This is a genomic window from Actinorectispora metalli (assembly GCF_056323685.1).
In genome coordinates this window covers 3,294,182-3,308,522 of sequence record NZ_JBREYE010000001.1, presented here as the reverse complement: position 1 = coordinate 3,308,522, position 14,341 = coordinate 3,294,182, and the positions used below count along the sequence as shown (strand labels likewise).

At 68.0% G+C, this 14,341-nt stretch carries 16 protein-coding genes; 5 read left to right on the top strand and 11 right to left on the bottom strand.

Features of this window, described 5'->3' with window-relative positions; all coding sequences use genetic code 11:
* Window positions 1–19: 19 nt before the first annotated feature.
* The 4 genes from ACU6XJ_RS15545 to ACU6XJ_RS15530 form a co-directional block, all read right to left on the bottom strand.
* Window positions 20–406, bottom strand: coding sequence for a ribonuclease E inhibitor RraB (locus ACU6XJ_RS15545; RefSeq protein ID WP_476311572.1), 387 nt, complete (start codon window positions 404–406; stop codon window positions 20–22).
* 25 nt (window positions 407–431) lie between these two features.
* A complete protein-coding gene (locus ACU6XJ_RS15540) occupies window positions 432–1,076 on the bottom strand; it encodes a biliverdin-producing heme oxygenase (RefSeq protein WP_476311570.1) in 645 nt (214 codons plus the stop codon).
* A gap of 53 nt (window positions 1,077–1,129) precedes the next feature.
* Window positions 1,130–1,768: a TetR/AcrR family transcriptional regulator gene (locus ACU6XJ_RS15535; protein ID WP_476311567.1), complete on the bottom strand. Its 639-nt coding sequence runs from the start codon at window positions 1,766–1,768 to the stop codon at window positions 1,130–1,132.
* A 378-nt stretch (window positions 1,769–2,146) separates the two neighbouring features.
* Window positions 2,147–2,692, bottom strand: a complete 546-nt coding sequence (locus ACU6XJ_RS15530; RefSeq protein WP_476311564.1) for a YbaK/EbsC family protein — start codon at window positions 2,690–2,692, stop codon at window positions 2,147–2,149.
* A 112-nt stretch (window positions 2,693–2,804) separates the two neighbouring features.
* On the opposite strand from ACU6XJ_RS15530, the gene ACU6XJ_RS15525 reads away from it, so the two are divergent.
* On the top strand, window positions 2,805–3,047 hold the full coding sequence (locus ACU6XJ_RS15525; RefSeq protein ID WP_476311561.1) for a hypothetical protein: 243 nt from the start codon (window positions 2,805–2,807) through the stop codon (window positions 3,045–3,047).
* A gap of 56 nt (window positions 3,048–3,103) precedes the next feature.
* Here the strand turns inward: ACU6XJ_RS15525 and ACU6XJ_RS15520 are convergent, their stop codons facing one another.
* The 4 genes from ACU6XJ_RS15520 to ACU6XJ_RS15505 all read right to left on the bottom strand — a co-directional run bounded on the left by ACU6XJ_RS15520 (window position 3,104) and on the right by ACU6XJ_RS15505 (window position 6,450).
* On the bottom strand, window positions 3,104–4,357 hold the full coding sequence (locus tag ACU6XJ_RS15520) for a cytochrome P450 (protein ID WP_476311559.1): 1,254 nt from the start codon (window positions 4,355–4,357) through the stop codon (window positions 3,104–3,106).
* A gap of 4 nt (window positions 4,358–4,361) precedes the next feature.
* Window positions 4,362–5,555 carry an ATP-grasp domain-containing protein gene (locus tag ACU6XJ_RS15515; protein WP_476311557.1) on the bottom strand — a complete coding sequence of 398 codons (1,194 nt, stop codon included), beginning with the start codon at window positions 5,553–5,555 and terminating at the stop codon, window positions 4,362–4,364.
* Between the two features lie 156 nt (window positions 5,556–5,711).
* A complete protein-coding gene (locus ACU6XJ_RS15510) occupies window positions 5,712–5,948 on the bottom strand; it encodes a hypothetical protein (protein ID WP_476311555.1) in 237 nt (78 codons plus the stop codon).
* Window positions 5,887–6,450, bottom strand: a complete 564-nt coding sequence (locus ACU6XJ_RS15505) for a hypothetical protein (protein WP_476311552.1) — start codon at window positions 6,448–6,450, stop codon at window positions 5,887–5,889. Before ACU6XJ_RS15505 ends, ACU6XJ_RS15510 begins: the two co-directional genes overlap by 62 nt.
* Before the next feature lie 93 nt (window positions 6,451–6,543).
* On the opposite strand from ACU6XJ_RS15505, the gene ACU6XJ_RS15500 reads away from it, so the two are divergent.
* A complete protein-coding gene (locus ACU6XJ_RS15500) occupies window positions 6,544–6,885 on the top strand; it encodes a PepSY domain-containing protein (protein ID WP_476311549.1) in 342 nt (113 codons plus the stop codon).
* 62 nt (window positions 6,886–6,947) lie between these two features.
* On the opposite strand, the gene ACU6XJ_RS15495 is transcribed toward ACU6XJ_RS15500, so the two are convergent.
* Window positions 6,948–7,214: a hypothetical protein gene (locus ACU6XJ_RS15495; protein WP_476311546.1), complete on the bottom strand. Its 267-nt coding sequence runs from the start codon at window positions 7,212–7,214 to the stop codon at window positions 6,948–6,950.
* 719 nt (window positions 7,215–7,933) lie between these two features.
* On the opposite strand from ACU6XJ_RS15495, the gene ACU6XJ_RS15490 reads away from it, so the two are divergent.
* On the top strand, window positions 7,934–9,847 hold the full coding sequence (locus ACU6XJ_RS15490) for an AfsR/SARP family transcriptional regulator (protein WP_476311544.1): 1,914 nt from the start codon (window positions 7,934–7,936) through the stop codon (window positions 9,845–9,847).
* A 47-nt stretch (window positions 9,848–9,894) separates the two neighbouring features.
* Here the strand turns inward: ACU6XJ_RS15490 and ACU6XJ_RS15485 are convergent, their stop codons facing one another.
* Window positions 9,895–10,317 carry a hypothetical protein gene (locus ACU6XJ_RS15485; protein WP_476311542.1) on the bottom strand — a complete coding sequence of 141 codons (423 nt, stop codon included), beginning with the start codon at window positions 10,315–10,317 and terminating at the stop codon, window positions 9,895–9,897.
* A gap of 76 nt (window positions 10,318–10,393) precedes the next feature.
* Window positions 10,394–12,232: an AfsR/SARP family transcriptional regulator gene (locus tag ACU6XJ_RS15480; protein WP_476311540.1), complete on the bottom strand. Its 1,839-nt coding sequence runs from the start codon at window positions 12,230–12,232 to the stop codon at window positions 10,394–10,396.
* A 511-nt stretch (window positions 12,233–12,743) separates the two neighbouring features.
* Between ACU6XJ_RS15480 and ACU6XJ_RS15475 the strand changes: the two genes are divergently transcribed.
* Both ACU6XJ_RS15475 and ACU6XJ_RS15470 read left to right on the top strand, forming a co-directional pair.
* Complete coding sequence (locus ACU6XJ_RS15475; RefSeq protein ID WP_476311537.1) at window positions 12,744–13,079, top strand: TcmI family type II polyketide cyclase; 336 nt, start codon at window positions 12,744–12,746, stop codon at window positions 13,077–13,079.
* The gene (locus ACU6XJ_RS15470) at window positions 13,076–14,332 is read left to right on the top strand and encodes a beta-ketoacyl-[acyl-carrier-protein] synthase family protein (protein WP_476311534.1); all 1,257 of its coding nucleotides are present in this window, start codon (window positions 13,076–13,078) and stop codon (window positions 14,330–14,332) included. Before ACU6XJ_RS15475 ends, ACU6XJ_RS15470 begins: the two co-directional genes overlap by 4 nt.
* Window positions 14,333–14,341 lie beyond the last annotated feature (9 nt).

Here is a 14,341-nt window from a genome sequence, read left to right as displayed (position 1 = left end):
CCCGGGGATCGGGCGCCGCTCACCGGATCTCCGCTCCCCAGCCGTCGTAGTCGCCGCCCTTGTCGGCGGCGAGTTGCTCGAAGGCGCGCCGGTCGTCGGTCACCGTCGCCGGGTCGAGCACGCGCCGCATACTCGCGGAGACCGCCCAGGGCAGGCTCCCGTCCTCCTCGGCGGGCAGCACCTCGGTCTCCCAGCCGGTCTGCGACAGCTCCAGCGCGGTCAGCCTGGCCACCTTCTCCGACGGCAGGTGCAGCAGGTGGTCCACCACCGTCGGCTGGTCAAGCCGCAGACCGAACTTGCGCAGCGTGATCAGCAGTTCTCGGTCGTCGAGGCCGACATTGCGGTAGGCCGCGGGCAGTCGCGGCCACAGGAACAAGGATCGCGCGAGATAGCCCAGCTGGCTCATGGCCAACATGGTAGGGCGGATCGAACTAGGCGGCCTGATAGCGATGGGTCACGGTGCCCAGCTCGACCAGCACGTCGATGTTGTGCCGGTAGGCCGCCAGCGCCTCGGCGATCAGGGCGTCCTGCTCCGCGGGCGACCACGCCGCCTCGTCCAGCCGGGCGTGGTAGTCGGCTTTGAACGCCTTCTTGTCGGGGATCGCCTCGAACTCGTAGGAGCGCACCCCTTCGGCGGGCAGGCTGTACACCCGTTCGGCCATCCTGCGGATGATCTTGCCGCCGGACAGGTCGCCGAGGTAGCGCGTGTAGTGGTGGGCGACGAAGGCCGGGCCGGAGTCGAAGCAGACCTCGCGCAGCCGGGCCACGTAGCGCCGGGTGGCATCGTTGGGCACCAGTTCGGCCCGCCAGTCGGGACCGAGCAGGTAGTGCAGGTCCGCGGCCAGCGCGGGCAGCCTGGTCAGCTCGTCGAAGACGAACCGGCCCGCGACCGCGTCACCGCGCATCGGTTCGGCGGCCTGCTCCAACACCTCGTAGACGAAGTACTGCTGGGCGATCATCGCGGCGTAGCCGCGCAGGTTGAGCTGCCCGTCGAACAGCTCGGCGAAGTAGCTGACCTTCCTGGCCCGCTGGTGTTCGCCCCAGGTCGCGTCCATGAGCCTCGCGGAGAGTGCCACGCGTCAAGTCTGCGGGGCGGGGCCTCCTCGGTCAATGCTTTGACGACAAGTTGTCACTTACTTGGTCGCGGCAGCCTGCGTGGCCTGCCGTCGGCGGACCACCGCACCCCCACCGCGCGCAGCACGAACGCCACGGTGTGCTCGATGGTCTCGGCCAGTTCCGGCCCGGTCAGCCCGCCCAGGCTGCGCCCGGAGATGCAGGCGTTGACCAGCGGCAGCACCGCTTCGATATCGGCCTCCGGCAGGTACCGCTGCTCGGCGGCCTCGGTGAGGATTGCCCGCAGCGTCGCCTCCAGTTCGGCGACGTGATCGTGCATGCGCCGGTAGGCCTGCTCGGACAGCAGCGAGCGCAGCGCAGGACCCGGCGGCAGGTGGTGGGTGGCCAGCACCCGAAGCTGCAGGCGCACGTAGCAGGACAGCGCCTCGATGGGATTGTCCACTTCGGTCAGCGCGACGCGGAGATCGGCCAGGTACTCCTCGGTCTCATGCGCGGCGTAGGCGATGAGCAGCGATTCCTTGTCCGGGAAGTGGTTGTACATCGCGGTGCGGCCAAGCCCCGCGGCCGCGGAGATGTCCGCCAGCGTGATCGCGTCGAAGCCGCGCTCGTACATCAGCGTGGACAGGGCAGAGAAAATCCGGTCCCTGGTCTGTCTTCGGTGCTCTTCCAGCGAGCCGCCGATGATTTTCGGCACGTGGTGGTCTCCTGCAGGCGTCCGGTCTCACCTTGCGTTATACCGGTCGCGCCCACCCTCCGGGGCCCGAAACGATCCCGCAACTGAAAATCGTCCGACCACTCGGCCGAAGAGGCGCAACCCGCAACACATCCCGATCCCGAAATCCGTCTCCAGCGCCAAACCCGCACTCAGGCACTGTCGAGACCGACCCAGAACACACCCCCGCCCGCCCGGGGGGCGACCCCTGGGTCAGCCTATCGCCGGAATTCGATGGCGGACAGCGGAAAAGATCGGTCTGGGGATAACCGCGGCGGGTGTGGATAACACGCCGAAAGGCGAGGCATTCGAGCTGGTCAGCGCGTCAAGAGCGAGTTTCGGGGCGACAGTAGCCGTCGGTCACCGGATGGGCTGAGCCAGGTTGGGGACGATCTCCACACCGGGGAGCTTCGACAGGTCGGCGCCGTCGACGAGGATCTTGAAGCCGCGGGTACCCCCGCCGACGATCACCGGACCCGCCGTGGTCACCTCGGCGTCGACGAGGACGCGCCAGTCCGCCGGCACGCCGAACGGGGTGATCCCGCCGTACTCCATGCCGGTCAGCGACACCGCGACGTCCTGACCGGCGAAGCTCGCCTTGCGGGCGCCGAGCGTCTTGCGCACCGTGCCGTTGACATCGAGGCGGGTGGTGGCGAGCAGCAGGCACAGCACGAAGGTGGATTCGCCGCCGCGACGCCCCTCGACCACGATCCCGTTGGCCGAGCCCTCCGGTGGCCACCCGTACGTGTGAGTGAAGGCAGCCGTGTCCGAGACCGTTCGATCGATTTCGAACACCCGATGTGGTACGTCGCCCAGTGCCGCGTGAACAGCAGGTAGGAGCCGGATTTTCGACTCCGATTCGTCCAGTTCTCGGGCTCCGTCGAGTACCGCGTCCTTGAGGTTCATCGACATCTACCCTATCGAGCGAACAACCCGGAAGAATTTGAAACGCCGCTTCACGAGTCCCTACGGTCAGGCTCCGACTTGTCAATCTGACAGTGTTTGGAGATTCCCACTCGTGAGCAAGCGCAAGATCTTCACGGCCGCCGCACTCGGCGCCGCCTTCACCCTCGCCGGAGCGGCCCCCGCCATGGCCGACGAGGCCCCCAAGCCGGCTCCGGCAGGCCCGGACGCCACCACCTCTGAGGCTCCGGCCAGCCCGCTGGCGGGTCTGCCCGTCGTGGGCGGCCTGCTCGGCGGCGGCCTTCCCGGCGGCGTTCCCGGTGGTCTGCCGGGCGGCCTGCCCACCAACGTGGGCTGACCTGCTCCATCGTGGTGGTGCCGGAGCCCCCCACCGGCACCACCACCGGGCAGGTCTCAGGTCCGCACCGGCAGGCTGCGGTAGCCGCGGATCGCCATCGTCGTCCTGCGCACCGCGGGACCGCCGCGCCGCAGGCCGGGCATCCGCTCGGCGAGGGCGGCCAACGCGATCTCGCCCTCCAACCGGGCCAGCGGGGCACCGAGGCAGTAGTGGATTCCGCTGGAGAACGCCAAGTGCTCCGCGGCGTGCTCCCGGTTCAGGTCGAACCGCTGTGGATCGGCGAACACCTCCGGGTCGCGGTTCGCCCCGCCCAGCAGCAACACCAGCGGGGTGTCGGGCCGCAGCGTCCGCCCCGCCACCTCGACCGGCTCATGCGCGATGCGGTGGCTCACCTGCACCGGTGAGTCGAACCGCAGCGTCTCCTCGGTGGCCTTCGCCGCCAACCCCGGGTCGTCCCGAAGCAGCGCCCACTGCCCGCTGTCCAGCAGCGCCGCGACGGCGTTGCCCACCAGGTTGACGGTGGTCTCGAAACCGGCGATCAGCAGCAGCTGGCAGGTCGCCAGCAGGTCCAGCATGGACAGCTCCCCGCTGTCCAGCGGCCCGACCAGGGTGCTGACCACGTCGTCGGCCGGTTGCGCACGGCGGCGGGCCACCAGGTCGGTGAACAGCTCGTTCAGGCCTGCGATGGCCTCCTCGATGTGGTGCTTGTGCCGCATCGAGCTGTACCCGTCCAACCCGGCGCCCAGCGCCCGCCCCCAGGAGGCGAATCGGTCGAAGTCGACCTCGGAGATGCCGAGCAGGTCGCTGATCACCATCACCGGCAGCGGCACCGCGAAGTCGTGGATCAGGTCGAACTCCGCGCGCTGCGCCAGTTCGTCCACCAGCTGGCGGGTCGTCTTCTCCACCTGGATGCGGTAGCCGCGGATCTTGCGCGCGGTGAAGGAGGAGGTGGCCAGCCTGCGCAGCCTGGTGTGGTCCGGCGGGTCCAACATCAGGAACGGATCGGTCGCGGCCAGCCGCGGGATGAACGGAACACCCCTGCCGTCGGTGAGTCGCACCCCGAAGCGCCGATCGCGCAGCACCTTGCCGCACACCTCATGCGAGGACGACACGTAGTAGCCGGTGCGGCTGCGGTACAGCGGGCCCTCCGCACGCACCCGCTCGTAGAGTGGATACGGGTCGAGCCGGTACGCGCGGTCGTTGAGTTGACAGCCCAGATCGCCGGTGCGGGCCAAGACCCAGCCGACGCTCTTGTAGAACTGGATCAGGCTGCCCGTCTTCACATCGTCGAAAGCTGCGGCGAGCCTCATTCCCCTACGTTAGGGACGCTTCCGTGCGGACCACAAGGTTCGTCCGCACGAACTCCACCGCATCGTCCAGTTCGGCCCGGCTGGGCGCCGCGATCAACGCGCTGGCCACCCGGTCCAGACTGGAACGCAGCGGCCCCACCACGGAACCACTCTGCACCATGACCATGGTCTCCCGCACCGCGGGATGTGCGTGCACCGTGGCGAGATCCGGGAGTTCGGCCACCACGCCGGGTTCGGCGGTGGCGAAGTAGCTGGCCACATGCTCTCTGACGGTCGCGGGCAGCTCGGGGGTGTCCATGCCCACCGCCAGCCGCACCACCTGCTCGTGGAAGTCCACGCCGTAGGTCAGCGTCATCGCGCGCAGCAGGAAGTCGCCCGCCGCCCGCACCGCGATCTCCATGATCACCGGACCGGCCGGGGTGAGCCGGAACTCCAGGTGCACGATGCCGGTGCGCATGCCCAGCGCCGCGATCACCCCGGCGCACAGGCGATCCACCGCGGCACGGCTCTCCGCGGGCAGCTCGGTCACCAGGAAGTGGCAGAGCTCCACGAAGTTCGGCGGGCCGGTGTTGACCTTGGTGGTGACGTTGCCGAACACGATCTCGCCGTCCCGGATCAGCCCTTCCCAGCTGTACTCCGGGCCCTCGATGGCGGTCTCCACCAGCACCGGCCCGACGTCCTGACGGCGGGCGACCGCCAGGTCGTACTCCTCGGCGTCGACCACCAGTTCCACACCCATGCTGGCGAAGCCCGAAATGGGCTTGATGATGACCGGGAACCGGCTGCGGGCCCAGTCCAGGGAGGACCGCAGTTCGGTGCTGATCAGGTACTCCGGCTGCGGCAGCCCGGCGGCGGCGAACGTCGCGCGCTGCATCGCCTTGTTCCTGGACAGCACGGAGGCGTGCAGCGAGGCGGTCGGCAGGCCCAGCCGTTCCTGGAGCAGGGCGGCGGGCAGCACCTGCTGCTCGGTGAAGGCCACGATGCCGTCCGGGCGACGCTCGGCGACCGCGCGGTTGGCCGCGTCCGCCCAGTACTCGTCCTCCATACCGGGCACGGAGTAGACGGCGTCCAGACCGTCCGGCAGGAGCGAGAGGCGGCTCTCGATCTCCACCACCCGGACGGACAGGCCGAGGCGCACGGCCGCATCGATGTACGGTCGCCCCATCCTGCCCACGCCGAGCAGCAAGAGATCAGTCACAGCCGGAGGCTACTGTCCTTTTGCCGAGAGCCGAGAACCTTTTGTGTCACCGCGATGGAAAATGCCCTGTCCGGCGATGCTATGACGGCCGAACGGTCGGCAGCGAACGGCGCAACCCCAGCCTCCCAGGACAGAAGCCTCCGGAACGAGCAGCCTCTACAGAAAGGTCAGTTCGAGCTCGACCACGATCAGCCGCTGCTGCTCGTGGCGAAGCAGGTAGCTGCCGCGGTAGTCGTCGCCCTTAAAGCGGTGGCGGGAGTGATTCCCCGAGGGGCGGTTCTCCGCAAAGACCGCTTGGCGGTCGACATTGCCCTGGATCTCCTCGCGGATGTCAGCCGGCGCGTCGTGAAGGACCTTCTTCGGCTGCGACTCCCATATCACTTGGTAGGCCATCCTCGTCCTCCTCATCGACGTGGACCCACACGTACTCGCGGCCGTCCGAATCGAACTCCCGATTACAACGGTCGCACCTCGGTCGAGCCTCCCGCCGCTCCCGCTCGGCCGGGGTCTCGGGAGGCTCGGGGGACCCGGTACCGATTTCGTCCCACCGCTCCTCGGCGATCAGCCGGTTGATGCGCTGCGTCTCCTGGACATGGAGACCGCGCGCGAAAAGTCCCCAGAAGCTGACCACGATTTCGAGATCCCGTTCCACCGTGGAGGTCACGGCCTCCCAGAAGATGGGGTGCAGCGAACGTGGCAGCAGCTCCAAGATCCCGCTGATCGTGCGTAGGGGCGGTTCACCGTCGATTCCGGGCGGGGTTTCAGGAAGATCCGCATACGCGTCAGCGAGATCGCTGAGGCCATAGGTGAACGGAAACTTCAGCGGCGGCCTGTCGAGGTATTCCATGCGCCAACTCACCACGGCATTGTGGCGGACATCGGCGCGCTCGCACATCAGCCACTCGTGGCGACTTCGCCCTGGTCAGGGCGGTTAACCCATCCGTGCGGCAAGTGCTTTCCACGCTGGCGCGCCGGGTATCCGGAGGGGATGAACAACATGATGCTCGCCGCGCTAGGCGCTGTGCTGTCCCTTGCCGCGTGTAGCAGCCCCACGGAATCGCCGCGGAGCACCGATGCCACGGTGACCACCGTGGTGAGCAATCCCCCGCCGTCCGCGCAGCCGCCGGTGAGCAGCGACCAGGCCCGCCAGATCGCGCTCGGCGTGCTGCCCGGCGGCCAGGTCACCGACATCGACCTGGACACCGATCAGGCCACCGGGCGCAAGCACTGGGACATCGACGCGGTCGACGCGCAGGGCGGCCCGAGGGACATCGACGTGGACGCGGACAACGGCAAAATCCTGAAGAACGAGGCGGGCAACGAGGACTGACCGGCTCGAACGAAAAGGCCGCTCGCCACCGACCAGGTGGCAAGCGGCCTCCCGTGATGGGCTCAGGATTCGCCGACGGTGGCCTCGCCCACGATCTCGCAGGCGGCCTCACCCGTCTCGAGGATGAGCTCGGCGAGAGCTTCGGAGTCCGAGGTCTCGCACTGGTTGCCGTAACCGTCGTAGATGTAGATCTGGGTCGATTCCAACCCGAACGGACGGAGCCAGCCGTCCATCATGTCATCGTGGGCGGCGCTCGCGATCCCGGTGACCGCGAACAGGGTCGTGGCGACGGCGGCGGTGGCAATCATGGCCTGGAGAGTCCTGCGCATGGGGATGCGGTCCTTCCGTGGTGACGTCCGTTTTCGGTTGATCACGAAAGCACCACCGCACCGGACCGGCAACGCGAGTCACCCACCCTCGGAGGAAGATCACCCGCACAGGTGGCACCTGCCGATCTCGCACAAATTTCAATCACTTTCAGCGTTCACCATGTCGAACGAGTGAAAACAATTCACGACAGCTCCTGGAGGATGAGTGGAGCTCTAGCCGTCCCGGTTGTGCGCCACGTCACCCATTGCACTATAAACGACACTCGTCAGTACTGTTGAGCAACCTGCTGGCCTTCATCTGTTCTTCGACGAACACTCATGCCGAACAGGGTGAGTAAATCTACGTACGTATTGATGAACACCGTTCAATTCATCGCGTGTTGGGATGCTGTTTACACTGCCAAAGTGGACTTGACCTGCGTCTATGCTGTTAATGATGTGTTGCTTGACACGCTCGAGGTTTCCTTTCTGTTACATATCCAATGACGCTGGAGCCCGGCTCTAGCGGTTTACTATTCGCGTTCCAGCGACTATCGAGCAGGTTCGGAGAATCTTGCCCGCGTTGACCGGAACGAGCCGAATACAAGGGAAACCATGGTTCGATGCTCGGCCGGTAAGTCAGATCAACTGGGGGAAGGTTGATGACGAGTGCGTGCGATTGATGTGAGTCCCGACGACGGAGTGCCAGATAGCTTCCAGGTCACGGGGAGCGGATGCGCATGAGAGTCAGCGTGCTGGGCCCATTACAGGTGGTCCGTGACGGCCGGAATGTCACGCCGTCGGCCCCGAAGCTGCGCAGGGTGCTCGCCCTGCTCGCGGTGCACGCCAACGGCGTGCTTCGCAGTGACCAGATCATCGAGGAGCTGTGGGAGGACCGGCCGCCGCTGAGCGCGACCACCACCCTGCAAACCTACGTCTACCAGCTGCGCAAACTGCTGTCGCTGCCCGGACGCAACGGCATGCCCACCACGGCCGCGACTGGTTCGCGGCGGGTTCCCGAGGACGCCCCGGCGGCGCTCTACACCTGTCCCGGCGGCTATGTGCTCGGCCTGCCGCCCGACTCGCTGGACTCGGTGCACTTCGAGCAACTCGCCGACCGGGGTCGGGCCGAGTTGGCGGGCGGCCGGGTGGAGGCGGCGGCCCGCACACTCCGTGGCGCGTTGGAGCTCTGGCACGGTTCCGCGCTCAGCGATGTGGACGCGGGCCCGAGCCTGCAAGCGGAGATCGTCTGCCTCGAGGAGCTGCGCAAGAGCGTGCTCGAGCAGCGCGTGGAGGCCGACATCCAGTTGGGCAAGCACCACGAACTGGTCGGAGAGCTGACCGGGCTGGTCGCCAAGCAGCCGACGCACGAGGGCTTCCAGGCCAAGCTGATGCTCTCGCTGTACCTGTGCGGCCGCCGGTCCGAGGCGCTACAGGCCTATCGCAAGGCCCGCGGCATGCTGGCCGCGGAGTTGGGGCTCGAGCCGTCGCCGGAGCTGCAGCGGCTGCACCACTCCATCCTCAGCTCGGACAAGAGCCTCGGCGCCAACGGCGGGGCGCTCACCGTGCGGGCCGCCAAGACCGCCGACCCGCCCGCCCAGCTTCCGCCGCAGCCACCCGCCGAACTCGCCGAGACGGCGGAGTTGGGGGAGGTCAAGCAGACGCTGGCCGCCGCGGCGGGCCGGACGCCCGCGGTGGTGGTCATCGCGGGAGCCCCTGGTTCTGGCAAGACCGCCCTGAGCCTGCAGGCGGCGCACCAGATCCGGGCGAACTACCCCGACGGGCAGTTCTACGCGGACCTGATGAGCACCGAGGGGATTCCGGTGGAGCCCGCCGACGTGCTCGCGGACTTCCTGCGGGCCACCGGTGTCGCGGAGGAGCAGCTTCCCGCGGGGGTCGAGGAGCGCAGTGCGTTGTTCCGCAGCTGGACGGCCAAGCGCAAGGTGCTCGTCGTGCTGGACGACGCCTTCGAGGACGAGCAGTTGGCGCCGCTGCTGGCGGGTGGTGTGCACTGCGCGACGCTGGTGACCAGCCGCAGGCTGCTCTCCGGCGGCCACGTCAGCCGGACGGTGGAGCTGGGGCCGTGGTCGGCGCTGCGGGCGCGGCGGATGCTCGGCGCGACGCTGGGCGGGGACCGGATGGTCCGGGACACCGCCGCGGTGGAGAAGCTCATCGAGCTCTGCGACGGCTTGCCGCTCACGCTGCGCACCGCGGCCAAGCGGCTCCAGCTGCGTCCACACTGGACTGTTTCACGACTGGTGCGCAGGCTGACCAGCGGAAACCGCACGGAACTGCTGTCCGAGCTGGGTATCGCGGATAGCGTGCTGGCAAGTTACCGGCTGCTGCCCTCGGGTGCGCGGATCGCTTTCCGGGTGCTGGCGGCGAACTTCGAGCACCCGATCACGGCGGATATCGCCGCCGAGGTGCTCGGGGTGCCGGAGCACGTCGCCGAGACGCTGCTGGAGGAGTTGGTGGAGTTCGGCCTCGCCGAGGTCAACGGCGCCGACGATGATGCCGCGCTTGGCTACCGGTTCCGCCCGCTGTTCCGGATGGTGGCCGCCGACCTGGCCGACGCGGAGGAACCCGCGGTGAACGCGATGCGGTGGCGGCAGGGCTGGTCCGAGGCAAAGGTGCCGGTGGGCGCGCGGGCCTGAACCGACGCGGGTGGGGGGCGATCAGCCGATCGCCCCCCACTGCTTTCTCAGTAGCGCTTGGCGGTGAGCTCGGTCCTGGCGACACGCTCGACGGTGCCATCGGGCAGGACCACGGTTCCGGTGCCCACGGTCGTGAACTGGTCCTTCGAGGTCAGCTTGCCGGTCTGCTCGATGCGGATCTCGAAGGCGAACTCGCCCTCGTCGTCGAAGCCGTACTGCCGGACGTTGAACGTGAAGCCGTCCCTGGTGCTGCGCCAACTGCCGATCGCGGTGACCCCCCTGGCGCCGGTCGCGCTCTGCAGGACCAGACCGTCCTGGGTGAACGCGCACAGCGCCCGCTCGGTCATCGGGGCGTCCAGGAAGCGAACGCGGACATCCCAGTTGCCCACCGGCTTGCGGCGGCCGGGCAATAGGCCGTCCACGATGTCCTGCTCGTCGACCCCGATCGTGTCCGCTTCATTCGCGACCATTGTCTAGCCCCCTTGTCGTTTGGCTTTTGGGTGAGTCTCGAGCCTCGACCTTGGAGAAACCTGGAATCGGGCTGGATTACCCCATTTGCCCGACGTCGGCTCTGACCCCCGCCAGCGCGTCGATAGCGTGCTCCAACTCTTGCGCCTGCCGCTCGGCGGCGTACAGCGCGACGAGACTGGTGATCGTGTAACGATCCGGTGCACCCAGTTCGCCGGGCAGCATGTCCACCAGGTTGTGCTCGATCAGCCTGCCCAACCGCGCCTCGGCCACCCGCTGGTCGCAGCCGAGCTCGGCCGCCAGCGCGGTGGAGGTGAACTGCGGCGGCAGCGCCGAGATGGTCCGCAGCGCGGCCCGTTCCCCACCGTCGAGGCGGAGGTAGCTGCCCGTCAGCCTGGCCCGCAGGTCCAGGTCCCCGGAGCGCAGTTCGTCCAGCCGAGTGTGCGGGATGGACAGCTGGTCGACGAGTTTGCCGATCGTCCAGTTGTCGCGAATGGCCAGTCGCACCGCCGCGCTGCGGATCGTCAGCGGCAGCCGGTCGCACAGTTCCACGATGCGCTGGGCGTCCCGGTACTGCCCGGACACCGCCCGCTGGCCGACGATGCGGCCGAACAGCTCGATGCTGTCCTGCTGGGACAGCGGACCAAGCTGCACGCGCAGGGTGCCGGGAATGCTCAGTGCCCGAGAGCGGCTGGTGATGATCACCGCGCAGCCGTCGCAGTTGGGCAGCAGCTGCGAGACCTGGTCGGCGGCGGCCACGTTGTCCAGCAGCACCAGCACCGGGTTGGCGCGGGTGCGGCTGCGGAACAACGCGGCGCACTCGTCGGATTCGGCGGGCACCTCGGCGGCGGGCAGGCCGGTGGCGCGCAGGAAACGCGCGAGTGTGCTGCTCGGGTCGGCCGGGCTGTGGTCGTCCCCGCGCAGGTCGGCGAAGATCTGGCCGCCGGGAAACCAGGACCGCACGCGGTGCGCGAGGCGGACCGCGAACGCGGTCTTGCCGACACCGGGCATGCCGCTGATCGACACGACCGGGATGGCGGCGTGGCCGCGGCGTTCGCGCAGCCAGTTCTCCGCGATCCGCAGCTCCTCCATCCGCCCCGTGAAGTCCACGATGTCGGCGGGAAGCTGGGCGGGCGGGGCGTAGCCGCGCTGCGGCACGATCGCGATGGACGGAGTAGAACCGCCCCGGTCGAAGTCGGGTTCGGCGGAGAGCAGTTCCTGTTGAAGCTGCTGCAGATGCGCCGCCGGTTCCAGCCCGAGTTCGGTGCTGAGTTCGCGGCGCAGCTTGTGGAAGACCGCGAGCGCCTCGTTGCGGCGGCCGGTCCGGTGCAGGCAGACCATCAGCTTGGCGTGGAAGCCCTCGTGCAGCGGATGGGTCAGCACCAGTTCCTTGAGCTCACTGACCAGCTCGCGGTGTCTGCCCAGCCGCAGGCCCGCCTCCAGCCGGAGGTCCATGGCGTCCAGCCGGTTCTCGTCGAGCCGGGTGACGTACGCCGAGAGCATCGAACCCGCGGTGACCCCGGACATCGCCGGTCCTCGCCACAGGGTGAGCGCCTTGTTCAACGCCATGATCGCCGCTTCCGGCTGGCCCTCCTGCAGGGCGGAGCGGCCCGCGCCGTGCAGCCGCTCGAACTGGTGCAGGTCGAGGGTGTCCGGGGCGACGGTGACCAGGTAGCCGTCGGACTTGGTGTGCAGGAAGTCGCCCTGCATGCCAAGCGAACGCTGGTTGAGCACCTTGCGCAGCTTGTAGATGTAGGTCTGCAGGGTCGCCGACGCACTCGCGGGCGGGCGCTCACCCCACAATTCGTCGATCAGCTCGGTGGTCTGGACGACGCGGTTGTACCGGGCCAGTAGCAACGCCAGAACGGCGCGCGGCTTCGCCGCGGTGGGTGTCAGATCGCCACCTCGCGTTGACACCTCTAAAGGTCCGAGGACCCGAAAGTGCACGACCACTGTTCCCCGCTTCCCCAGCCCGGATCACAATCCGGAGCGGCAGGCATCGCACTGAATCGACATTTTCTGTTATGAAAGCGCCCCCGATCGGGCATTCCGCGAGAGAACCCTCCCCGCTCTCTCGCGGTTGGCGCAGAAGTTACCACAGTGCACCCCCTGTGACCTGAGACTTCATCTGCGATTTGCGCAGCCGAGACCGTTCCGGAAAAGCCTGCTACACCCATCCGGAGCAATAAGATCGCAACTCGGCTGCGGGAAAAGCCTTACAGCAACGGCGCTGTTCGGAGGTGTTCTGCTGCGTCCTTCGGATCACGAAATATCTTCCAGGTCACGCATTGGACTCGGGTCGGCGCCCAACTTGGTCACAACGGGACATAACGACCGTCCGCGGCCGTCTGGAGAGAGCTTCGAGGTCGCTTCGAGCCCCCGTTGCCAGAGTTCGCCTGCCGGTACCCACATGCCAGGAGGTCCAGCAGTGCACCGCACTCTGATCGTCGCGAGAATGAATGCTCGTGACGCCGATTCGGTCGCGGATATCTTCGCCGAGTCGGACGCCACTGATCTGCCGCGAATGATTGGTGTCTCGCGGCGCACTCTTCTCCGATTCCACGAATTGTATTTCCACCTCGTCGAGGCCGATGAGGACATTTCGAGCAACCTGTACAAGGCACGCAGCCACCCGCTCTACGACGACATCAACACCAAGCTCGGCAAGCACATCTCGCCGTACGACCCGAACTGGAAGGAGCCCAAGGACGCCATGGCCCAGCCGTTCTACGTCTGGACCCCGGAGAAGGGCCGCGAGCTGTGAGCGCGCGGACCGCGGTGATCACCGGCATCGGCGTGGTTGCCCCGGGCGGGGTCGGCCGGGAGGCCTTCTGGGACCTGCTGACGCAGGGCCGCACCGCCACCCGCACCATCAGCCTCTTCGACCCGACCGGCTTCCGCTCCCGCATCGCGGCCGAGGCCGACTTCGACGCGGCGGGGAGCGGGCTGTCCCCGCAGGAGATCCGCCGCATGGACCGCGCGGGACAGTTCGCGGTGGTGTGCGCGCGGGAGGCCATCGCCGACAGCGGGTTGGCCTTCGACGGGTTCCCCCCGGAGCGGGTGGCGGTCAGCATCGGCAGCGCCGTCGGCTGCACGACCGGCCTCGAGGAGGAGTACGTGGTGCTCTCCGACGGCGGGAAGAACTGGCTGGTCGACCACACCTACGGCGTGCCGCACCTCTACGGGTACATGGTGCCCAGCACGCTGGCCGTTGAGGTGGCCTGGGAGGTCGGTGCCGAGGGACCGGTGGCGTTGATCTCCACCGGCTGCACCTCCGGGCTGGACGCGGTCGGCCACGGGGTGCAGCTCATCGAGGAGGGCACCGCCGATGTGGTGCTGGCGGGTGCGACCGACGCGCCGTTGTCGCCGATCACCTCGGCCTGCTTCGACGCGATCAAGGCGACCTCGTCGCGCAACGACTCGCCGGAGACGGCGTCCCGGCCCTTCGACGCCGAGCGGGACGGTTTCGTGCTCGGTGAGGGCGCCGCGGTGTTCGTGGTGGAGGAGAAGGAGGCCGCGAAGCGGCGCGGCGCCCGGATCTACGGCGAGGTGTCCGGCTTCGCCAGCCGCTCCAACGGCTTCCATATGACGGGGCTCAAGCCCGACGGCCGCGAGATGGCCGAGGCGATCCGGGTCGCGCTCGAGCGCGGCAAGTTGAACCCGTCCGATGTGGACTACATCAACGCGCACGGCTCCGGCACCAAGCAGAACGACCGGCACGAGACGGCGGCGTTCAAGCGCAGCCTCGGTCAGCGGGCGTATGAGGTGCCGGTCAGCTCCATCAAGTCGATGGTCGGCCACTCGCTGGGCGCCATCGGGTCCATCGAGGTCGCGGCCTGCGCGCTCGCGCTGGACCGGCAGGTGGTGCCGCCGACGGCGAACCTGCACACCGCCGACCCGGAGTGCGATCTGGACTACGTGCCGCTCACCGCCCGCGAGCACGAACTGGACACCGTGCTCTCGGTGGGCAGCGGCTTCGGCGGGTTCCAGAGCGCAATGCTGCTGAGCAAGGTCTGAGGGGGACAC

Coding starts and splice junctions, on each gene's coding strand:
- ACU6XJ_RS15545 (WP_476311572.1), bottom strand. CDS start 406: ATGAGCCAGCTGGGCTATCTCGCGCGATCCTTGTTCCTGTGGCCGCGA.
- ACU6XJ_RS15530 (WP_476311564.1), bottom strand. CDS start 2,692: ATGAACCTCAAGGACGCGGTACTCGACGGAGCCCGAGAACTGGACGAA.
- ACU6XJ_RS15520 (WP_476311559.1), bottom strand. CDS start 4,357: ATGAGGCTCGCCGCAGCTTTCGACGATGTGAAGACGGGCAGCCTGATC.
- ACU6XJ_RS15510 (WP_476311555.1), bottom strand. CDS start 5,948: ATGGCCTACCAAGTGATATGGGAGTCGCAGCCGAAGAAGGTCCTTCAC.
- ACU6XJ_RS15505 (WP_476311552.1), bottom strand. CDS start 6,450: ATGTGCGAGCGCGCCGATGTCCGCCACAATGCCGTGGTGAGTTGGCGC.
- ACU6XJ_RS15500 (WP_476311549.1), top strand. CDS start 6,544: ATGAACAACATGATGCTCGCCGCGCTAGGCGCTGTGCTGTCCCTTGCC.
- ACU6XJ_RS15495 (WP_476311546.1), bottom strand. CDS start 7,214: ATGCGCAGGACTCTCCAGGCCATGATTGCCACCGCCGCCGTCGCCACG.
- ACU6XJ_RS15490 (WP_476311544.1), top strand. CDS start 7,934: ATGAGAGTCAGCGTGCTGGGCCCATTACAGGTGGTCCGTGACGGCCGG.
- ACU6XJ_RS15485 (WP_476311542.1), bottom strand. CDS start 10,317: ATGGTCGCGAATGAAGCGGACACGATCGGGGTCGACGAGCAGGACATC.